This window comes from Nonomuraea insulae (assembly GCF_042656245.1).
The window spans coordinates 1-18,414 of record NZ_JBHSPA010000118.1 but is presented as its reverse complement, the minus strand read 5'-3'; the positions used below and the strand labels follow the sequence as shown (position 1 = coordinate 18,414).

Below are 18,414 nucleotides of genomic sequence, written 5' to 3'. Positions count from 1 at the left end.
TTCAGCCGTTCCAGCCGAGCAGGGAGCGTGTCTTGCCCGCCGCGTCCGTCAGCGCCTGCTGGGCCGTGGTCTTGCCGGTCAGCGCCGACTCGATCGCCGGGGCGATGATCTCGTCGTTGACCTGGATCCACTGCGGCACCGCCGGCCGCGCGTGCGCCACCTTGAGCTGCTCGAGGAAGGCCGCCTGCTCGGGCCCGCCCGCGACCACCTGCGCCTTGAGGTGCACGGGGAAGCCGCCGAACGCGTCCGCGACCGCGCCGTTGTTGGCCGCGTCCGCCAGGAAGGCCAGCCACTTCCAGGCCAGGTCCTGGTTCTTGCTCGTGGAGAAGACGACGGAGTCCTCGCCGCCGATGTTGCCGGCCGGCTCACTCTTGTACGGCAGCGGCGCCACGCCGAAGTCCAGGTCGGGGAACTGCTCGTGAATCGTCGGCACGTCCCACGGGCCGGAGATCGTCATGGCCGCCATGCCGTTCTCGAACGGCTTGTCCGAGTCGGTGATCTTGCGGGGGGACGACTTCAGCAGGTCCACCCAGAGTTGCAGCGCCTCCACGGCCGGCTGCTGGTCGAACAGCACCTTCTTGCCGGTGTCGTCCACCATCTGCCCGCCCGCGCCGTGCACGATCCCGGGGAACATCCACGCGCCGTAGCCGTCGCCCTTGGGCACGTTCATGCCGGCCACGTTCGCGTCGGCGGCGTGCGCCTGGGTGGCCGCCTGCTTCAGCTCGTCCCAGGTCTTGGGCGGGCTCGGGACCAGCTTCTTGTTGTAGAAGAGAGCGACCGTGGTCTGGTCCTGGGGGAGGCCGTAGAGCTTGCCGCCCGCGCGGTTGGTGTCGAGCGCGCCCTTGTAGAAGTCGGCCTCTTTGACCAGGCCGGCGGGGACCTCCTTGATCGTGCCGTCCAGGGCGTACTTGGAGACCAGCGGCTGGTCGAGTATGCCCGCGTCGGGGGCGCTCTTGCTGGCCACGGCGCTGCCGAGCTTGGTGTTGTAGTCGTCCTTCGGGATCTTGACGACCTTGACCGTGACGCCGGGGTTGGCCTTCTCGAAGTCCTTCCTGACCTTCTCGATGACCTGACCCGCCTGCGGGGTGCGGTCCTGGTACATCCAGAACGTCAGTTCCTTGGAGTCGCTCTGACCGCCGCCACCGCCGCCGCCGCATGCGGCCAGTCCACTCGCGAGCACCGCCACGACGGCTCCTCGCACAAGTCCTCGGCTCATTGCCATCTCCTCATCGGGGGGATGGCCAGACCATAATCTAAGCTTCGAAGAAAGTCAGGATTCCCCCGGAAACGCTTCGGTAACACCACCGACCACCGCGCCGCCCCCGGAGGGCTTCTGGGCGGGGCCTCCGTCCCCTCCCCTCCTCCTCCGGAGAACCTGCGCCGGAGTGCGCTGGTTCGGCGGCGTGCGGGCACGTCGGGACGGCGGAGACGGGGCTTCAGGGAGGCGCGGGACCTTCGCCTTCCCCGGGCTTCCTGGGCGGGACCTCCGCCTTCCTCTGCCTTCTCCGAAGACCTGTGCCGAAGTGCGGTGGCCGGAAAAGTGCGGGTAAGACGGGACGGCCGGATGGGTTTTTCGGGCCGTGAACTAACATGGCGGCGGGTTCAGGGAAAGGACGGGGACGAGGATGGGCACGTCAGGGCGCAGGACCGTACGGGATCTTCGCCGGGGAAACCGGGCGATGCTGCTGCGCGCCCTCTATTTCGGCGGCCCCGCCAGCCGCAACGAGCTGTCGGCCGAGACCGGCCTGAGCGCCGCCACGGTCAGCACCATGACCGGCGACCTGCTGGACGCCGGCGTCATCGTCGAGGCGGGCCACGTCGACTCCGACGGCGGCCGCCCCCGCGTGCTGCTCAAGGTCAACCCCGCCTACGGCTACGCGGTGGGCGTGGACGTGGGCGAGACCCAGGTCAAGGTCGAGCTGTTCGACCTGGAGATGCACGTACGCGCCGGAGCCCACTACGCCGTCCGCTCGGCCAAGCACGACCCCGAGCTGGTCGCCCGCCACATCCTGGCCGGCGTGGACGCGGTCATCGCCGAGGGCGAGGTCCGGCCGGGCCAGGTGCTGGGCGTGGGCGTCGGCGTGCCGGGCATCGTCGAGCCCGGCCCCGACGCGCTGGTGCGGGCCAAGACGTTCGGCTGGGAGGCGGTGCCGCTGGGCGCGCTGCTGCGGGCGGGCACGTCGCTGCCGCTGTTCGTGGACAACGGCGCCAAGACGATGGGCCAGGCCGAGCTCTGGTTCGGATCCGGCAAGGGCACCCGCGACGCGATCATCCTGCTCGTCGGGTCGGGCGTGGGCGGCACGGTGGTGAGCGACGGCAGGATCTACCGGGGCGCGGGCAAGGCGGCGGGCGAGGTCGGCCACCTGAAGATCGTCGCGGGGGGCCGGTTGTGCCGGTGCGGGGCGCGCGGATGCCTGGAGGCCTACCTGGGGGCCGAGGCCATCCTCGACCGGGCGGGGATCGAGACCGACTCGGCCGATGAGGAGTCCGCGCTGGCCAGGCTGCTGGAGGAGGGCTCCCCGGTGATCGGCGAGAGCGTCGAGCTGCTCGGCGTGGGCCTGTCGAGCCTGGTGCACCTGTTCAACCCCGAGCGCATCGTGATCGGGGGATGGGCGGGCCTGCTGCTGGGCGGGCGGCTGCTGGACGACATCCGCGCGGCCACCGCCGCGAACACGCAGGCGCAGCCGTTCCAGCCGGAGATGGTCGTGCTCGGCCGCCTTGGGGCCGACGCGGTGGCGCTGGGCGCGGCGACGCTGGTGATCGAGCCGTTCTTCGGCGACGCCGCGTTTCCGGAAACCGTCTCGACTATTGCGTAGGTGTTAAATAAAGCATTGACATAAGTGCGGGACACAGGCACGCTCTGCTCGATAGAGCGCTCTCTCACCACCCCCCAGTTCGTGAGGAGTCCGCAGTGCAGCCCCGCCGAAGTCCCGTCCTCATCATCGCCTCAGTGGCGGCCCTGATCCTGTCCTTCCTGGTCACAGGCCCCGCCCAAGCGGTAGCTCAGGTCGCCGCCGCGTGCGGCACGGCCAATGCCGCGCTCAACCGCCCCGCCACCGCCTCCTCGGCCGAGGGCGCGGGCACCCCCGCCTCGGCCGCCGTGGACGGCAACGCCGGCACCCGCTGGTCCAGCGCGTTCAGCGACCCCCAATGGCTCCAGGTGGACCTGGGCACGACCCAGGAGATCTGCCAGGTGGTGCTCCAGTGGGAGGCCGCGTACGGCACCGCCTTCCGCGTCCAGGTCTCCGACAACGCTTCGACCTGGAGCGACATCTACTCGACCACCACCGGCACGGGCGGCACGCAGACCCTGACCGTCTCCGGCAACGGCCGCTACCTCCGCGTGTACGGCACGGCCAGATCGACGGGCTACGGCTACTCGTTGTGGGAGCTCACCGTGCGCACCACCTCGACCACCCCGCCGGGCGGCGGCGGTGACCTCGGGCCCAACGTGCACGTCTTCGACCCGTCGATGTCCTCGGGGAGCATCCAGTCCACGCTGGACTCGGTCTTCACGCAGATGGAGTCCAACCAGTTCGGCACGCAGCGCCACGCCCTGCTGTTCAAGCCCGGCAACTACAACGTCAACGCCAACATCGGCTTCTACACCTCGATCATGGGCCTGGGCCGCAACCCCGACGACGTCACCATCAACGGCCAGGTCAGGGTGGACGCCGGCTGGTTCGGCGGCAACGCCACGCAGAACTTCTGGCGCTCGGCCGAGAACCTGTCGATCACGCCGACCGGCGGCACGAACCAGTGGGCGGTCTCGCAGGCGGCTCCGTTCCGGCGGGTGCACGTCAGGGGCAACCTCAACCTGGCGCCCAGCGGGTACGGCTGGGCCAGCGGCGGCTACATCGCCGACAGCCGGATCGACGGGACCGTGCAGCCGTACTCGCAGCAGCAGTGGTTCACCCGCGACAGCAACATCGGCGGCTGGCTCAACGGCGTGTGGAACATGGTCTTCTCCGGCGTCGCCGGCGCCCCGGCCCAGGGGTTCCCGGAGCCGCCGTACACGACGATCGCCAACAGCCCCGTGACCAGGGAGAAGCCCTTCCTCTACGTGGACGCGTCCGGCGCGTACCAGGTCTTCGTGCCCGCCCTGCGGCAGAACTCGCGCGGCGCGAACTGGCCCGGCACCGGCACCTCGATCCCGCTCAGCCGCTTCTACGTCGCCAAGCCCTCCGACACCGCCGCCACCATCAACGCCGCCCTCGCCTCGGGCCTGAACCTGCTCTTCACGCCCGGCATCTACCACGTCGGCCAGAGCATCAACGTCACCAGGCCCGACACGGTCGTGCTCGGCCTCGGCTACGCCACGATCATCCCCGACAACGGCGCGGTGCCCCTGCGCGTCGCGGACGTGGACGGCGTCAAGGTGGCCGGTCTGCTGTTCGACGCCGGATCGGTCAACTCGCCCATCCTGATGGAGGTCGGCCCGTCCGGCTCCGGCGCCGCGCACGCCGCCAACCCCATCTCGATCCAGGACGTGTTCTTCCGCATCGGCGGCGCCCACGCGGGCAAGGCCACGACCAGCCTCGTCGTCAACAGCGACCACACGATCATCGACCACATCTGGGCCTGGCGCGGCGACCACGGCACCGGCATCGGCTGGACCGTCAACACCGCCGACACCGGGCTCATCGTCAACGGCGACGACGTCACCGCCTACGGGCTGTTCGTCGAGCACTACCAGAAGTACCAGGTCATCTGGAACGGGCAGCGCGGACGGACGATCTTCTTCCAGAACGAGATGCCGTACGACCCGCCCAACCAGGCCGCCTGGATGAACGGCTCCACCCGGGGCTACGCCGCGTACAAGGTCGCCGACTCGGTCACCTCGCACGAGGCGTGGGGGCTGGGGGCGTACTGCTACTTCAACGTCAATCCGAGCGTGGTGGCCGAGCGCGGCTTCGAGGCGCCGGTCAACGCGAACGTACGCTTCCACGACCTGCTCACCGTCTCGCTGGGCGGCAACGGCACGATCGCCCACGTCATCAACAACACCGGAGGACCCGCTCAGGGCACGGACACTATTCCCGTCAAGGTGGTCACCTTCCCCTGAGTCGTACGGCGTCGGGGGTCAGGCCCTCGACGCCGTTCACGCCCAGGAGTTGCATGGTCCGTACGAGCTCGGCGCGCAGCAGGTCAAGCACCCGCGTCACGCCGGGCTCACCTCCGGCCATCAGCCCGTACAGGTAGGCGCGGCCGACGAAGCACGCCCTGGCGCCCAGCGCGACCGCGGCGGCGACGTCGGCCCCGCTGCGCACACCGCCGTCCAGGTACACCTCCGCCCGATCTCCCACGGCCTCCACCACCTCGGGCAGCAGCTCCAGCGGCGTGGGGGAGCGGTCGAGCTGGCGCCCGCCGTGGTTGGACACCACGAGCCCGTCCACCCCCACGGCGGCCAGCTCCTTGGCGTCATCCACCCGCTGCACCCCCTTGACCAGCAGCCGGCCCCGCCACGCCGACCTGATCCACTCCAGATCCTCGATCGTCACCGACGGATCGAACAACATGTTCGTGAGCCCCGCCAGGTCGGGGGGCGCGCCCTCCACGGTGGCGAACCTGAGCGGCTCGCTGGTCAGGTAGTCGAACCACCACGCCGGATGCCGCGAGGTCTCCAGCACGCCGCGCCAGCGCAGGGAGGGCGGGATCGTCAGCCCGTGCCGCACGTCGCGCAGCCGCGCCCCCGCCACCGGCACGTCCACGGTCACCACCAGCACGTCCATCCCGGCCTCCGAGGCCAGCGACAACGTGTCCAGATTGCGGGCGCGGTCGCGCACCACGTACAGCTGGAACCAGTTCCACCCGCCGGGCGCGGCCGCGGCCACGGCACCGGCCGTCGTGGTCCCCATGGTGGACAACGTGTAGGGGATCCCCGCCTTCTCGGCGGCCCGCGCCACGGCCGGCTCGCCTTCGCGGTGCATCATCCGCGTGAACCCGGTGGGGCCCAGCACGACCGGCATGGAGATCCTTCGCCCCAGGATCTCGACCGACGTGGGCGCCTGCGCGACGTTCCGCAACACGCGCGGGGCGAACTCCACCCGCTCGAACGCCTCCACCGCCCTGGCCATCGACCGCTCATCCTCGGCCGCGCCGTCCACGTAGTCGAACACCATGCGCGGGGCCCGCTTCCTGGCCAGCCGCCGCAGGTCCCCGAGGTCGGCCGCCGCCGCGATCCTGCTCGCCCTGGACCACCGGGGCCACGCGGGCACAACCGTGCGCAGCTCCCGCCAGCGGGGCAGGCGCCGGGGCTCTCCGGGTGTCGTACCGATGCCCAGGACGCTACCACTAGCGTGAGACGGTGATCGACGACCGTACCGGCCCTCCGCCCGACCCGACCACGCCCGTCCGCTGGGCGGGGCTCGCGGGCGGCTCGCCCGCCTCCCAGGCCGTTCGCGCCGAGCTGATCGCCCGCTGGTCCGAGCCCCACCGCCGCTACCACGACCGCACCCACCTGGCCGCGGTCCTGACCGCCATCGACCGGCTCACCGACAACCAGGACGACGGGCCGGCAGACGAGATATGCGACGGGGTGGCGGTGCGCCTGGCGGCCTGGTTCCACGATGCGATCTACGACGGCAGGCCGGGCTGGGACGAGGAACGCAGCGCCCAGCTCGCCCAGTCCCTGCTGCCCCGCTGCGGCGTGCACGCCGGCCGCGTCGCCGAGGTGGCCAGGCTCGTACGCCTCACGGCCGCCCACGACACCCTCCAGCCGGGCGACCGCAACGGAGCCGTCCTGTGCGACGCCGACCTCGCCATCCTCGGCGCCCCCGGCTACCCGGCCTACGCCCGGGCCATCCGCCAGGAGTACGCCCACATACCCGACGAGCTGTTCAGAACCGGCCGCGCCCAGGTGCTGCGCCGCCTGCTGGCCACCCCGTCCCTCTACCGCACGCGGCAGGCACGCGAGCTGTGGGAAGAGCGCGCCCGAGCCAACATGACCGCCGAACTGGCCGCCCTGACCGGCAGGGGCTAACCGGCGACGCGATGGCGCTTGCGGCGGCGCAGCCCGGCCGTGATGAGCCGCCGCAGCAACTCCTGGGAGCCGACGGCCTCGGCCCCCAGCTCCACCGCCCGGGCGTGCACGGTCTCGGGCACGTCGTAGTGGTCGCGGTCGAACGCCCGCCGCGGCACCCCCAGCCGTGCCGCGAAGTCGTGCAACTCCTCCAGCGAGCTGTCGCTGACGAGATGCGACCACATCAGGCCGCGCGGCCCCGGCCAGTTGGGCGGATCGATCAGTACGGTCACGACCTCAAGGGTAGAACCCTGCCACGCACCCCCAGTTCCCCCAGATCGGGCACTTCGACGTGGGCCCCCTCGGCCGCCTCCCCGACCACGACCACCATCCCGAACCCGCCCTTCCTGCCCGCCTCGATCCCGGGCAGCGCGGAGACCACCACCGCCACCTTGGCCGCGGGCAGGTCGAGGCGGCGCGCGGCCTCCAGGAAGAGGGCGGGGTCCGGCGTGCCGGGCAGGTTCATCAGCGCGGCGTCGTTGCCGTCCACCATCAGGTCGAACAGGTGCATGACGCCCGCGGAACCGACCAGCTTGCGGCCGTGCAGGCTGGCGGAGACGGCCGCCGTACGGGCGCCGCGCTGCCGCAGCTCGTGCAGCAGCGCCACCGTGGAGGGGAAGGCGGCCACCCCGTACTTGTCCACCTGCTCCACGAAGGAGCGGTCCTTGGCCAGGCCGAGTCCGTGCACGGTCGGCGCGCCGGGTTCGTCGTCGGGGGAGCCTTCCGGCGTCTCGATGCCCCGTGAGGCCAGGAAGGTGCGGATGCCGTCCAGGCGCGGGCGCCCGTCCACGTGGCGCAGATAGTCGCCGCGGATGTCGAACGGCGCCGAGCGGCCGCGCAGGAACGCGTCGAAAACATGTTTCCAGGCGGCCGCGTGCCCCTGAGCGGTGTCGGTGACCACGCCGTCGGTGTCGAAGACGACGGCGCTGATCGCGGTCAGGTCGATGACAGGCTCGTTCACATGGTGAACGTAACCGCTCTACCAGGCGACGGGTAGCTCTTTGACGCCGTAGACAATGGCGAGTTCCCTGAACGGCACCTCGCCCGCGACGCGCAGGCCCGGGAAGCGGCGCAGCAGGGCCGGGAAGGCGATGCGCATCTCCATCTGTGCCAGCGGCGCGCCGATGCAGCGGTGGATGCCGTGACCGAAGGCCATGTGCGAGCCGGCCGTCTCCCTGCCAGGGCGTACGTGGTCCATGTCCTCGCCGAGGCCGGGGTCGCGGTTGGCGGCGGTGAGCGAGCACAGCACCATCTCGCCCTTCTTGATCGGCACCCCGTGCAGCTCCAGGTCGTCGCGGGCGAAGCGCGGGAAGGCGACCTGCACGACCGTCATGTACCGCAGCAGCTCCTCGACCACGTCCACGACGTAGCCGTCCACCTCGCGCACCTTGTCGGCCACGTCGGGGTTGCGCAGCAGCCACAGGGTGCCCAGCGCGAGCATGCTGGTGCTGGTGTCGTGCCCGCCGGTCAGCAGCCCGTCGGCCATGCTGGCGAGCGTGCGGTCGTCGAGCTCGTCGCCGTGCTCGCGCAGCAACTGCCCGAGCAGGCCGTCGCCCGGGTTCAGCCGCTCCCTCGCGACCAGGTCCGTCAGGTACGTCATCGCGTCGTTGATGGCCTGCAGCGAGGCCTCGGGCCCGGCGGTGAGGTCGAACCGGTCCTTGCTGATCTTGACGAAGTCGGCGCGCTCCTCGTACGGGACGCCGAGCAGTTCGCACACGACCGCCGCCGGGATCGGCAGCGCGAACTCCTCCACCAGATCGACCGGCATCCCGCCGTCGGCGCCCCTGGCCTCGATCCGGTCCAAATGCTCCTCGACCAGGGCCTCGATGCGCGGCTCCAGCCTGCGCAGGCGGCGCATGGTGAACTCCGGCGTCAGGTACTTGCGCAGCCGCGTGTGCTCGGGCGGGTCACGGAACCCCAGCCCGCCCGGGTCCTCCTGGTTGGAGCCGAGCCCGATCACGCCCGCGAAGTCGTTGCTGAAGCGCTCGTGGTCGCTGAGTACCGCGCGTACGTCTTCCCAGCGGGTGACGAGGTACACGGTCTGGCCGCCCGGGATCTCCATCGGGAAGACCGCGTGCTCGGCCCGGATGCGCCCAAGCTCGCCCACGGGATCGAACCCGTCACGCATGAACTGGACGAGCGGGAACTCTTCTGTCTCTGACATCGATATCCGTCCTGCTGGGATACATCACACCATGTTGGGATAAATCCCTGCATAGATGGTCCCATTCGGAGTAGCGGATGTTGCCCTCCGAAAGGACGAATTTACATCTCGACCTCGCCGACCCTTCACCCTGGGTCCGACGGCCGTTCCTCACCTCCCGGCCAAGGCTCTGGTCACCTCTCCAGGCGGTGGTTGGCTCCGGTCGCGGGCGTAGCGGGGCGGCTCGGGCAGGGGAGCCTCGGCCGACAGCGCGGGCGGGGCGGGCTTGCTCACAATCCCTCCTCGGGTTTCATTGTGCGCCCGCCCCCGCCCCCCGGCCAGCCCGAATCGCGCCTGTAACCACCACGGCACCCCCGGATCAGCGCCCGCCCTCGTGCCGCCCGCGTGCCGCCCTCGTGCCGCCCTCGTGCCGGCCCGAACCCCCTGTCACCGCGGAGCACCCATCGCTGCCCCTGATGCACCCACGGGCAAGAGCCCTGAACGGGGGTGAAAGGTGGGCAAAATGTGACAGCAGACGCCGTTTGGCGTACAAGATGGCGACATTCTGCGATGATCTCGTCGCATAGAGCCGGAGTTTGAGCCATCACGGATAGTGACTGATGCCGACATTTGAGGAAATAGCAGCCTTCGTTACCGAGAAGCCGCTCGCCACCGCTGTCATCGCGTTGCTGAGCCTGGCCGGGCTGGTGCTGGCGTTCCTGGTGCTCAGGATCGCCTGGCGCGCCGTCTCCTGGGTGTTCTCCAGGTACGTCGCCCCGCGTCCCGTGGAGGACGTGCTGACCGTCGTGGCCGCCTCCATCGCCACGGGCGTGTCCGCGCAGGGCATGTGGCGCTTCTCGGGAGACGTGCTGGGCCTCGACGGGCCGCTGAGGTTACTGCTGTTCGCGTTCATCGAGGTCGCGATCATCACCTCCGCCGTACGCGCCCGCCGCAACATGCGTGAGAACTTCTCCGCCGGTATCGACGGCATCGCCGTGTGGGCCCTGACCTGCCTGACCGCCGTGTTGTCCAGCATGGACGCGCGCAGCCTCCCCGAGGCGATGTTCCGCCTGGCCGCCCCGCTGGTGGCCGCCTGGTTGTGGGAGCGCGGAATGGCCATCGAGCGCCACCGCATCCGCGGCACCGGCCGCATCAACTGGCGGCTCACCCCCGAACGGCTGATGGTCAGGATGGGGCTGGCCGAGGTCAGCGACCGTACGGCCAGCGACGTCGACGCCCACCGCCGCCTGACCAGGGTCGCGCTGGCCGCCAAGCGGGCCAAGGCGCTGCGCGAGGGCGGCGCGTCCGAGCGCAAGATGCGCGCCGCGCTCGGCAGGCTCGACAAGGCCATGGACCAGGCGGTCGAGCACACCGGCCTGGCCGTGGACGCCTCCAGGCAGGAGGCGCTGCTGGCCCAGATCGCCGCCCTGTACAACACCTCCGCGCTCATCGACGCCGACCCCCGCGTGCCCTGGGAGGTCCAGGCCGACCACCACCCGGTGCCCGCCCGCCCCGCCCTGCCGCCCGCGCTGGCCGAACTCGTCGATGACGAGGACGAGGACATCGAGGTGCTCGACACCACCCCGCAGGTCATCAGCACCGCCGAGCGCGCCGCGCGCATGCGCGCCGCCCGCGAGTTCTGGGACCGGCAGATCGAGAAGGGCATCGTGCCGCGTACGGTGGACATCGCCCAGGAGATCGGCATCTCACTGGCCGCGGCGCGCGAGTATCGTGCCCTGTGGAAGCTGGAGCCGCAGGCACACGCCCTCATCGAGGCGCTGTACCAGCAGCACGGCATCGTGGACACCGGCGCCTTCCCGATCATCGCCGACGACGGGCGGGTGCTGACGAGCAAGTCATAGGGGAGCGCGGTTGCGGGAGCGCACGCTCGAACGCGTCAGGAAACTGCTGGCCAAGGCCGAGCGCACCGACAACGAGCACGAGCGGGCCACGTTCATGGCCGCCGCGTCGGCGCTGATGGCCAAGTACGGCATCGACTCGCTGCCTCCCGCGGGCACCCGCCAGATCCCCGGCGACCGCGTCGTCACCCTGCCCGGCCCCTGGGCCAGGGAGAAGGCCCGCCTGGTCAGCCTGGTGGCGCAGGCCGTGCGCTGCCGGCCGCTGCTGATCGGGCGCGGGGACGGCGGGCAGCGGGTGCACGTGTTCGGGTTCGCGGCCGATCTGGAGCGGGCCGACCTGCTGGCCACCTCGCTGCTGCTGCAGATGGCCTCCGGGCTGGCCAGTGTGGAGCTGCCGGGGGAGGTCACGGCCGTGCGGGCGTACCGCAGGTCGTGGCTGCTGGGGTTCACGGACGAGGTGTACCGGCTGCTGTGCGCGTCGGAGTCTCGCGCGGAGGCCGAGTCGGCCGGCACGGGCTCCGCCCTCGTCCTTGCCGACCGCAGGGCCGAGGTCGAGCGGGCGGTCGCCGCCCACTACCCGGACATCCGCAGGAGCGTGCCCACGACCAGCGGCACGGGCTACCGGGACGGCGTCGCGGCGGGCCGCAGGGCCGATCTCGGCCGCACCGGGATGCCCGCCCCCGCCGGTCACGAGCTCACCTGAAAACCTCTTGGCGTGGCCCGTTTCGTGAACGGCTCCGTCCGTGTCCTGCCTCCCATGGGCTGACACTGGAGGGTGGGATGCCCGCCACAAGCCCGGGCATCGGCATCGCGGCCTTCGATCCAGTCAAGGAGCAGGGCATGGACATCAACGGCACGGTCGCCGTGGTCACCGGCGGGGGCACCGGCATCGGCGCCGCCGTCGCGGAGAGCCTGGCCAGGAAGGGCGCGGCGACGGTGGTCGTCAACTACTCGCGCTCGGCCGCCGAGGCGCAGGCCACGGTCGCCCGGCTGGAGGAGCTGGGCTGCAAGGCCGTGGCCGTGGCCGCCGACGTGTCGGACGACGCCGCCGTACGCAGGCTGGCCGAGCGCGTACGCGCCGACCACGGCCGGGTGGACATCCTGGTGTGCAACGCGGGCACGACCGGGTGGGTGCCCTTCCCCGACCTCGACGGGCTCACCGACGACCTCTGGCGGCCCGGCATCGTCGCCACCCGCTGGCACATCGACCGGGTGGGGGAGCAGGTGTTCTCCGACATGGCCGCGAAGGAGGAGATGAAGGCGCCGCTGCGCCGCACGGCGCAACCCGAGCACATCGCCCAGATGGTCACCGCGCTTCTCGAATCGGACCTGGTAACGGGCGAGACCCTGGTCGGCGACGGCGGCCGCCACCTCGGCTACTAGCCGCCCATGGCCGCCGTCTCGGCTGGTCAGCCGCCCAGGGCCGTCACCTCGGCTGTCAGCCGCCCAGGGCGTCCGACACCAGCGAGCGGGCCTCCTCCTGCACCTTGGCCAGGTGGTCGGGCCCCTTGAAGGACTCGGCGTAGATCTTGTAGACGTCCTCGGTCCCCGACGGCCGGGCCGCGAACCAGGCGCTCCGCGTCGAGACCTTCACCCCGCCCAGCGCGGCCCCGTTGCCGGGCGCCGACGTCTGCACCGACGTGATCGGCTCGCCCGCCAGCGAGGACGCCGTCACCTGCTCGGCCGACAACTTCCCGAGCACGGCCTTCTCCTCGCGCGTGGCGGGCGCGTCCACCCGCGCGTAGGCGGGCTCGCCGAACCGCTCCACCAGCCTGCGGTAGCGGGCGCTCGGCGACTCGCCGGTGACGGCCAGGATCTCCGAGGCCAGCAGGGCCAGGATGAGCCCATCCTTGTCGGTGGACCACACCGAGCCGTCGCGCCGCAGGAACGACGCGCCCGCGCTCTCCTCGCCCCCGAACCCCAGCGACCCGTCCAGCAGCCCCGGCACGAACCACTTGAAACCCACCGGCACCTCATACAGCGGCCGCCCCAGGGACTCCGCCACGCGGTCGATGATCCCGCTGCTGACCATGGTCTTGCCCACCCCGGCGCCGGACGGCCAGCCGTCGCGATTGCTGTAGAGGTAGTCGATGGCGACGGCGAGGTAGTGGTTGGGGTTCATCAGCCCGCCGTCGGGCGTGACGACGCCGTGCCGGTCCGCGTCGGCGTCATTTCCGGTGGAGATGTCGTACGCGTCCCGGTTCGCGATGAGCGAGGCCATCGCGTACGGGGACGAGCAGTCCATCCGGATCTTGCCGTCCCAGTCGAGCGTCATGAACCGCCACGTCGGATCCACGAGGGGATTGACCACGGTCAACGGCAGCCGGTGCCGCTCGGCGATCTCCCCCCAGTAGGCCACGCTCGCCCCGCCCAGGGGGTCGGCCCCGATCCGTACGCCTGCCGACCGGATCGCGTCGAGGTCCACCACGGACGGCAGGTCGTCCGCGTACGTCCCCAGGAAGTCGTAACGCCCCACCCGGTCCAGCGCCGTCGCGTACGGCACCCGTCGCACGCCCTTCAGCCCCTCCTGGAGCAGCAGGTTGGCGCGGTCCTGGATCCACGTCGTGGCGTCGGTGCCGGCGGGACCGCCGTGCGGCGGGTTGTACTTGAACCCGCCGTCGCCCGGCGGATTGTGCGACGGCGTGACCACGACCCCGTCGGCCAGGCCCGTCGTGCGGTCGCGGTTGTGCCGCAGGATGGCGTGCGAGACCGACGGCGTCGGCGTGTAGCCGTCGCGCGTGTCGATGAGCACCTCGACCCCGTTGGCGGCGAGCACCTCCAGGGCCGACACCCGCGCGGGCTCCGACAGCGCGTGCGTGTCGATGCCCAGGAACAGCGGCCCGTCCGTGCCCTGCGACTGCCGGTATTCGCAGATGGCCTGGCTCGTGGCCAGGATGTGGTCCTCGTTGAACGCCGTCTTCAGCGACGACCCCCGATGCCCCGACGTGCCGAACGCCACCCGCTGCCCCACCTCGTCCACATCAGGATGCAGGGCGTAGTAGGACGTCACCAGCCTGGCGACGTCGACCAGATCGGAGGGCCGGGCGGGCTGTCCCGCGCGTTCGTGCGTCATGTAGGCCACTTTACAAATCACCCGCGGCCAGGCGGGTGACCGTGTGGCGGCGCGAGGAGATACATTCGCGTCAGTCACCAGAACGGAGTTCTGTTCTTATGCGTTACGGATATTTCCTGGCCGAAACCCAAGGGCCCGACCCCATCGGCGACCTGCGCGACCAGATCGCCCGGGCGGCCGACGACGGCTTCGCCTCCGCCTGGCACTCCCAGCTCTTCGGCGTCGACGCCATCACCGCCCTGGCCGTGGCCGGGGCGCAGGCGCCGCCCATCGAGCTCGGCACCTCCGTCGTGCCGACCTACCCGCGCCACCCCGCCGTGCTCGCCCAGCAGGCCATGACCGCCAACGCCGCGCTCGGCGGCAGGTTCGTGCTGGGCATCGGCCTGTCGCACCAGATCGTCATCGAGAACATGTACGGCTACGACTTCGAGCGCCCCGGCCGGCACATGAAGGAGTATCTGGACATCCTCCTCCCGGCCTCACGGGGGGAGCAGGTCGAGTACGAGGGCGAGACGCTCAAGGCCAACGTGCGGCTCACCACGCCGGGCGCGGGCCTGCCCGTGCTGGTGGCCGCGCTCGGCCCGCGCATGCTCAAACTGGCCGGCACCGTGGCCGACGGCACCGTGCTCTGGATGACCGGCCCGAAGACGGTGGCCGCGCACGTCGTCCCCACCATCAAGGCCGCCGCCGCCGAGGCGGGCCGCGAGCCGCCCAGGATCGTCTGCGCGCTGCCCATCGCGGTCACCGACGACGTCGGCAGCGCGATCACGCGCGCCAACGAGATCTACTCGGTGTACGGGCAACTGCCCTCCTATCGTGCGATGCTCGACAGGGAGGGCGCGGCCGAACCGGGGAACGTGGCGATCGTCGGCGACGAGGACACGGTGCTGGCCAAGCTCGAGGAGCTGAAGCAGGCAGGGGTGACCGACTTCGTGGGCGCGCCGTTCGCCAACCGGGAACGCACCCGGAACCTGCTGATCGGCGCGGCGAAGGGCTGAACCGGAGACATCTCAATAAACTCCGACAAGGTGAAGGGCGTGCTACAAGGCATCGATGTGTCGAACTGGCAGGGCACCGTCGACTGGAGCGACCACGCGGAGGCCGGAGTGGCCTTCGGGTTCGCCAAGGCGACCGAGGGCGGCGACTACACCGACAAGTGGTTCGCGCGTAACTGGAACGGCATGCGCGAAAGCTGGCTGGTCTGCGGCGCATACCACTTCGCCCGCCCCAAGGGCGACCCCATCGAGCAGGCGCGTCACTTCCTGGACGTGATCAGGTCGGCCGGCGGGCTGCGCCGTGGCGACCTGGTCGCGCTCGACATGGAGACCAACGACGGCCTGCGCCCCGAGCAGGTCGCCCGTCACGCGCGCCGCTGGTGCCACCACGTCGAGCGGCACGGCGGCGTCCGGCCCTTCATCTACACCTTCCACTCGTTCGCGAACGGCGGAAACTGCGCCGGCCTGGCCGAATACCCCTTGTGGATCGCCAGCCCGGAAAGCCCCCGGGGCCGCCCGGCCGTGCCGGGACCCTGGCGCGACTGGACCATCCACCAGTACGCCCACAGCCCTCTCGACCGCAACGTCTTCCACGGATCCCGGCATGAGCTGACAAGGCTGGGGTTTGACCCGCGATAGCATCGGTGTTCACCATCGAACCTTGCCTCGGTGCCGGGCATCGAGCGCGATCCACAGGGAGTCACCGTGTCAGCCGAGCTACGCATCACCCTCGCCGGAGCCGAGCGTGTGGTCGCGGCCGGCACGACGGCCGGGGAGGCGCTCGAAGCCGACGGCCGCACCGTCATCGCCGCCAGGGTCAACGGCCAGCCGCGCGACCTGGCACATCAGGTGGAGCAGGACGACGTCGTCGAGCCGATCGAGGTCTCCAGCGACGAAGGCCGGGCCATCGTGCGCCACTCCACCGCCCACGTCATGGCGCAGGCGGTGCAGGAGATGTTCCCCGAGGCCAAGCTGGGCATCGGGCCGCCCGTGGACAACGGGTTCTACTACGACTTCGACGTCGAGCAGGCCTTTCACCCCGATGACCTCAAGCGCATCGAGAAGCGCATGCGGGAGATCGTCAAGCAGGGGCAGCTCTTCTCCCGCCGGCCGGTCTCCGATGAGGAGGCGCGTGCCGAGCTGGCGGCGGAGCCGTACAAGCTGGAGCTGATCGGGCTCAAGGGCGGCGCCGACGAGGAGGAGTCGGTCGAGGTGGGGGCCGGGCAGCTCACCATCTACGACAACCTCGACCCCAAGAGCGGCGACCTGCGGTGGAAGGACCTGTGCAGGGGGCCGCACGTGCCCTCCACCCGGTCCATCCCGGCGTTCAAGCTCATGCGCTCCGGCGGCGCCTACTGGCGGGGCAGCGAGAAGAACCCGCAGCTCCAGCGCATCTACGGCACCGCATGGGAGTCCCGCGACAAGCAGGAGGAATACCTCAAGCTGCTGGAGGAGGCCGAGAAGCGCGACCACCGCAAGCTCGGCGCGGAGCTCGACCTGTTCAGCTTCCCACCCGAGCTGGGCAGCGGCCTTCCGATCTTCCATCCCAAGGGCGGGATCATCCGCAAGGAGATGGAAGACTACATGCGCCGCCGGCAGGCCGAGGCGGGCTACGAGTTCGTCAACACCCCGCACATCACCAAGTCCTCGCTGTTCGAGACCTCCGGCCACCTTCCGTGGTACGCCGACGACATGTTCCCGGCCTTTGAGCTGGAGGGCATCGAATACCGCGTCAAGCCGATGAACTGCCCGATGCACAACCTGATCTTCCGGGCGCGCGGGCGCTCCTACCGCGAGCTGCCGCTGCGGCTGTGCGAGTTCGGCTCGGTCTACCGCTACGAGAAGTCCGGCGTGGTCCACGGGCTGACCCGGGTGCGCGGCATGACGCAGGACGACGCGCACATCTACACCACCCGCGAGCAGATGGCCGATGAGATCAAGTCGCTGCTGAGGTTCGTGCTCAGCGTGCTGCGCGACTTCGGCCTGGAGGACTTCTACCTGGAGCTGTCCACCCGCGACGAGTCCGAGAAGTTCATCGGCGACCCCGCCGAGTGGGTGGAGGCCACCGAGGCGCTGCGCCAGGTGGCCACCGAGTCGGGCCTTGAGCTGGTCGACGACCCGGGCGGCGCGGCCTTCTACGGGCCGAAGATCTCGGTGCAGGCCAAGGACGCCATCGGCCGCACCTGGCAGCTGTCCACCATCCAGCTCGACCTCAACCAGCCCAGGCGCTTCGGCCTCGAATACCAGGCCGCCGACGGCTCCCGGCAGACTCCCGTCATGATCCACCGGGCGCTGTTCGGCTCCGTCGAGCGCTTCCTCGGCGTCCTCACCGAGCACTACGCCGGCGCCTTCCCGCCCTGGCTGGCGCCGGTCCAGGCGGTGGGCATCCCGATCGCCGAGGCGCACGCGCCCTACCTGCAGGACGTCGCCAAGAGGCTGCGGGCCAGCGGGATCCGGGTCGAGGTCGACGCGGCCGACGACCGCATGCAGAAGAAGATCCGCAACGCGCAGAAGGCCAAGGTGCCCTTCATGCTGCTCGCCGGTGACGACGACATCGCCAACGGGGCTGTGTCGTTCCGGTATCGCAGCGGGGAGCAGAAGAACGGGGTCCCGGTCGAGGACGCGATCGCCGAGATCGTCAGCGCCGTGGAAGGCCGCGTCCAGGTCTGACGTCGTTCCGCGAGTACGGCGGAGCGCCCGTGCGGGCTGCTCCGCCGTTCCTCCGCCGCCCCCTACTTGGCGAGCGGCTGACCCTGCTTGTCGGTGAACTTACCGATGAGGATCATGATGAAGTCGATCAGCACCCATACGCCGAATCCGCCCAGGGTGATGATCATGAGGATGCCGGTCCCGATCTTCCCGACGTAGAAGCGGTGCACGCCCAGCACTCCCAGGAAGAAGCAGAGTAGGACGGTCGCGAGCCATGACTTGGTCATGAAGATAGGCCTTTCGGTGTTGGGGGATCGGCCGGGCGCCGGGCATGGCACGCCCGACCGGCGGTTCTGCGGGAAGGATCAACCGCAGGGCACCGAACCCTAGCAAGCTCGCGAGGGCCGTCGCAGACGTTTCAAGGACGATGCAGCCAAGGTCCCGCTATATCCCCAACGTCCCCCATTTCCCCTGCTGTCCCCTGCCTCCCACGTCATCCCACGAGGTCCGTCGACGTCCAGCGACGCCCCTGCCGTCCGTGGCCTCCCCTCACGTCCGATAGCACCCCGCGACCCTCGCGCCGCTTGCGACCCTCCGCCCCGCGCTGCCCCGCCCCGCGCTGCGCTGCCCCGCGCTGCGCTGCCCCGCCCCGCGCTGCGCTGCCCCGCCCCGCG

General features: G+C 70.6%; 17 protein-coding genes. 9 read left to right on the top strand and 8 right to left on the bottom strand.

From position 1 onward, the window contains the following. Position 1 precedes the first annotated feature (1 nt). The gene (locus ACFPZ3_RS65860) at positions 2 to 1,216 is read right to left on the bottom strand and encodes an ABC transporter substrate-binding protein (protein WP_379524548.1); all 1,215 of its coding nucleotides are present in this window, start codon (positions 1,214 to 1,216) and stop codon (positions 2 to 4) included. Positions 1,217 to 1,625: 409 nt separating this feature from the next. Here ACFPZ3_RS65860 and ACFPZ3_RS65855 point away from each other — a divergent pair, with 409 nt between their 5' ends. Together ACFPZ3_RS65855 and ACFPZ3_RS65850 are read left to right on the top strand one after the other, a co-directional pair. Next, positions 1,626 to 2,816, top strand: coding sequence for an ROK family protein (locus tag ACFPZ3_RS65855; RefSeq protein ID WP_379524547.1), 1,191 nt, complete (start codon positions 1,626 to 1,628; stop codon positions 2,814 to 2,816). Between the two features lie 134 nt (positions 2,817 to 2,950). Beyond that, entirely contained in the window at positions 2,951 to 5,065 is a 2,115-nt protein-coding gene (locus ACFPZ3_RS65850; RefSeq protein WP_379524546.1) for a discoidin domain-containing protein, read from the top strand. Here the strand turns inward: ACFPZ3_RS65850 and ACFPZ3_RS65845 are convergent. After that, the gene (locus tag ACFPZ3_RS65845) at positions 5,052 to 6,218 is read right to left on the bottom strand and encodes an alpha-hydroxy acid oxidase (RefSeq protein ID WP_379524545.1); all 1,167 of its coding nucleotides are present in this window, start codon (positions 6,216 to 6,218) and stop codon (positions 5,052 to 5,054) included. The genes ACFPZ3_RS65850 and ACFPZ3_RS65845 overlap by 14 nt on opposite strands. A gap of 89 nt (positions 6,219 to 6,307) precedes the next feature. Between ACFPZ3_RS65845 and ACFPZ3_RS65840 the strand changes: the two genes are divergently transcribed. Further along, positions 6,308 to 6,982, top strand: a complete 675-nt coding sequence (locus ACFPZ3_RS65840; protein ID WP_379524544.1) for an HD domain-containing protein — start codon at positions 6,308 to 6,310, stop codon at positions 6,980 to 6,982. Here the strand turns inward: ACFPZ3_RS65840 and ACFPZ3_RS65835 are convergent. From ACFPZ3_RS65835 to ACFPZ3_RS65820, 4 genes are all read right to left on the bottom strand, one after another. Further along, the gene (locus tag ACFPZ3_RS65835; protein ID WP_379524543.1) at positions 6,979 to 7,254 is read right to left on the bottom strand and encodes a DUF4031 domain-containing protein; all 276 of its coding nucleotides are present in this window, start codon (positions 7,252 to 7,254) and stop codon (positions 6,979 to 6,981) included. The genes ACFPZ3_RS65840 and ACFPZ3_RS65835 overlap by 4 nt on opposite strands. Beyond that, on the bottom strand, positions 7,251 to 7,982 hold the full coding sequence (locus tag ACFPZ3_RS65830) for an HAD family hydrolase (RefSeq protein WP_379524542.1): 732 nt from the start codon (positions 7,980 to 7,982) through the stop codon (positions 7,251 to 7,253). The genes ACFPZ3_RS65835 and ACFPZ3_RS65830 overlap by 4 nt, the downstream gene beginning before the upstream one ends. A gap of 18 nt (positions 7,983 to 8,000) precedes the next feature. Further along, positions 8,001 to 9,185, bottom strand: coding sequence for a cytochrome P450 (locus tag ACFPZ3_RS65825; RefSeq protein WP_379524541.1), 1,185 nt, complete (start codon positions 9,183 to 9,185; stop codon positions 8,001 to 8,003). Between the two features lie 150 nt (positions 9,186 to 9,335). After that, on the bottom strand, positions 9,336 to 9,458 hold the full coding sequence (locus ACFPZ3_RS65820) for a hypothetical protein (RefSeq protein ID WP_379524540.1): 123 nt from the start codon (positions 9,456 to 9,458) through the stop codon (positions 9,336 to 9,338). A 326-nt stretch (positions 9,459 to 9,784) separates the two neighbouring features. Between ACFPZ3_RS65820 and ACFPZ3_RS65815 the strand changes: the two genes are divergently transcribed. From ACFPZ3_RS65815 to ACFPZ3_RS65805, 3 genes are all read left to right on the top strand, one after another. Next, positions 9,785 to 11,026: a hypothetical protein gene (locus ACFPZ3_RS65815; protein ID WP_379524539.1), complete on the top strand. Its 1,242-nt coding sequence runs from the start codon at positions 9,785 to 9,787 to the stop codon at positions 11,024 to 11,026. Between the two features lie 10 nt (positions 11,027 to 11,036). Then, complete coding sequence (locus tag ACFPZ3_RS65810; protein WP_379524538.1) at positions 11,037 to 11,726, top strand: DUF2786 domain-containing protein; 690 nt, start codon at positions 11,037 to 11,039, stop codon at positions 11,724 to 11,726. A 77-nt stretch (positions 11,727 to 11,803) separates the two neighbouring features. Continuing rightward, positions 11,804 to 12,406, top strand: a complete 603-nt coding sequence (locus tag ACFPZ3_RS65805) for an SDR family NAD(P)-dependent oxidoreductase (protein WP_379524537.1) — start codon at positions 11,804 to 11,806, stop codon at positions 12,404 to 12,406. A gap of 55 nt (positions 12,407 to 12,461) precedes the next feature. On the opposite strand, the gene pgm is transcribed toward ACFPZ3_RS65805, so the two are convergent. Beyond that, entirely contained in the window at positions 12,462 to 14,096 is a 1,635-nt protein-coding gene (gene pgm, locus ACFPZ3_RS65800; protein ID WP_379524536.1) for a phosphoglucomutase (alpha-D-glucose-1,6-bisphosphate-dependent), read from the bottom strand. A 98-nt stretch (positions 14,097 to 14,194) separates the two neighbouring features. Here pgm and ACFPZ3_RS65795 point away from each other — a divergent pair, with 98 nt between their 5' ends. From ACFPZ3_RS65795 to thrS, 3 genes are all read left to right on the top strand, one after another. Beyond that, entirely contained in the window at positions 14,195 to 15,094 is a 900-nt protein-coding gene (locus ACFPZ3_RS65795) for a TIGR03564 family F420-dependent LLM class oxidoreductase (RefSeq protein WP_379524535.1), read from the top strand. A 39-nt stretch (positions 15,095 to 15,133) separates the two neighbouring features. After that, on the top strand, positions 15,134 to 15,730 hold the full coding sequence (locus ACFPZ3_RS65790; RefSeq protein WP_379524534.1) for a glycoside hydrolase family 25 protein: 597 nt from the start codon (positions 15,134 to 15,136) through the stop codon (positions 15,728 to 15,730). Positions 15,731 to 15,796: 66 nt separating this feature from the next. Next, complete coding sequence (gene thrS / locus ACFPZ3_RS65785; RefSeq protein WP_379524533.1) at positions 15,797 to 17,761, top strand: threonine--tRNA ligase; 1,965 nt, start codon at positions 15,797 to 15,799, stop codon at positions 17,759 to 17,761. Positions 17,762 to 17,823: 62 nt separating this feature from the next. On the opposite strand, the gene ACFPZ3_RS65780 is transcribed toward thrS, so the two are convergent. Further along, entirely contained in the window at positions 17,824 to 18,027 is a 204-nt protein-coding gene (locus ACFPZ3_RS65780; RefSeq protein ID WP_379524532.1) for a TM2 domain-containing protein, read from the bottom strand. Positions 18,028 to 18,414: the final 387 nt, after the last annotated feature.

Bases quoted from the DNA above. Each gene is read 5' to 3' on its own strand.
- ACFPZ3_RS65860 (WP_379524548.1), bottom strand. From the start codon at position 1,216: ATGAGCCGAGGACTTGTGCGAGGAGCCGTCGTGGCGGTGCTCGCGAGT.
- ACFPZ3_RS65855 (WP_379524547.1), top strand. From the start codon at position 1,626: ATGGGCACGTCAGGGCGCAGGACCGTACGGGATCTTCGCCGGGGAAAC.
- ACFPZ3_RS65825 (WP_379524541.1), bottom strand. From the start codon at position 9,185: ATGTCAGAGACAGAAGAGTTCCCGCTCGTCCAGTTCATGCGTGACGGG.
- ACFPZ3_RS65815 (WP_379524539.1), top strand. From the start codon at position 9,785: ATGCCGACATTTGAGGAAATAGCAGCCTTCGTTACCGAGAAGCCGCTC.
- ACFPZ3_RS65805 (WP_379524537.1), top strand. From the start codon at position 11,804: ATGCCCGCCACAAGCCCGGGCATCGGCATCGCGGCCTTCGATCCAGTC.
- pgm (WP_379524536.1), bottom strand. From the start codon at position 14,096: ATGACGCACGAACGCGCGGGACAGCCCGCCCGGCCCTCCGATCTGGTC.
- ACFPZ3_RS65795 (WP_379524535.1), top strand. From the start codon at position 14,195: ATGCGTTACGGATATTTCCTGGCCGAAACCCAAGGGCCCGACCCCATC.
- ACFPZ3_RS65780 (WP_379524532.1), bottom strand. From the start codon at position 18,027: ATGACCAAGTCATGGCTCGCGACCGTCCTACTCTGCTTCTTCCTGGGA.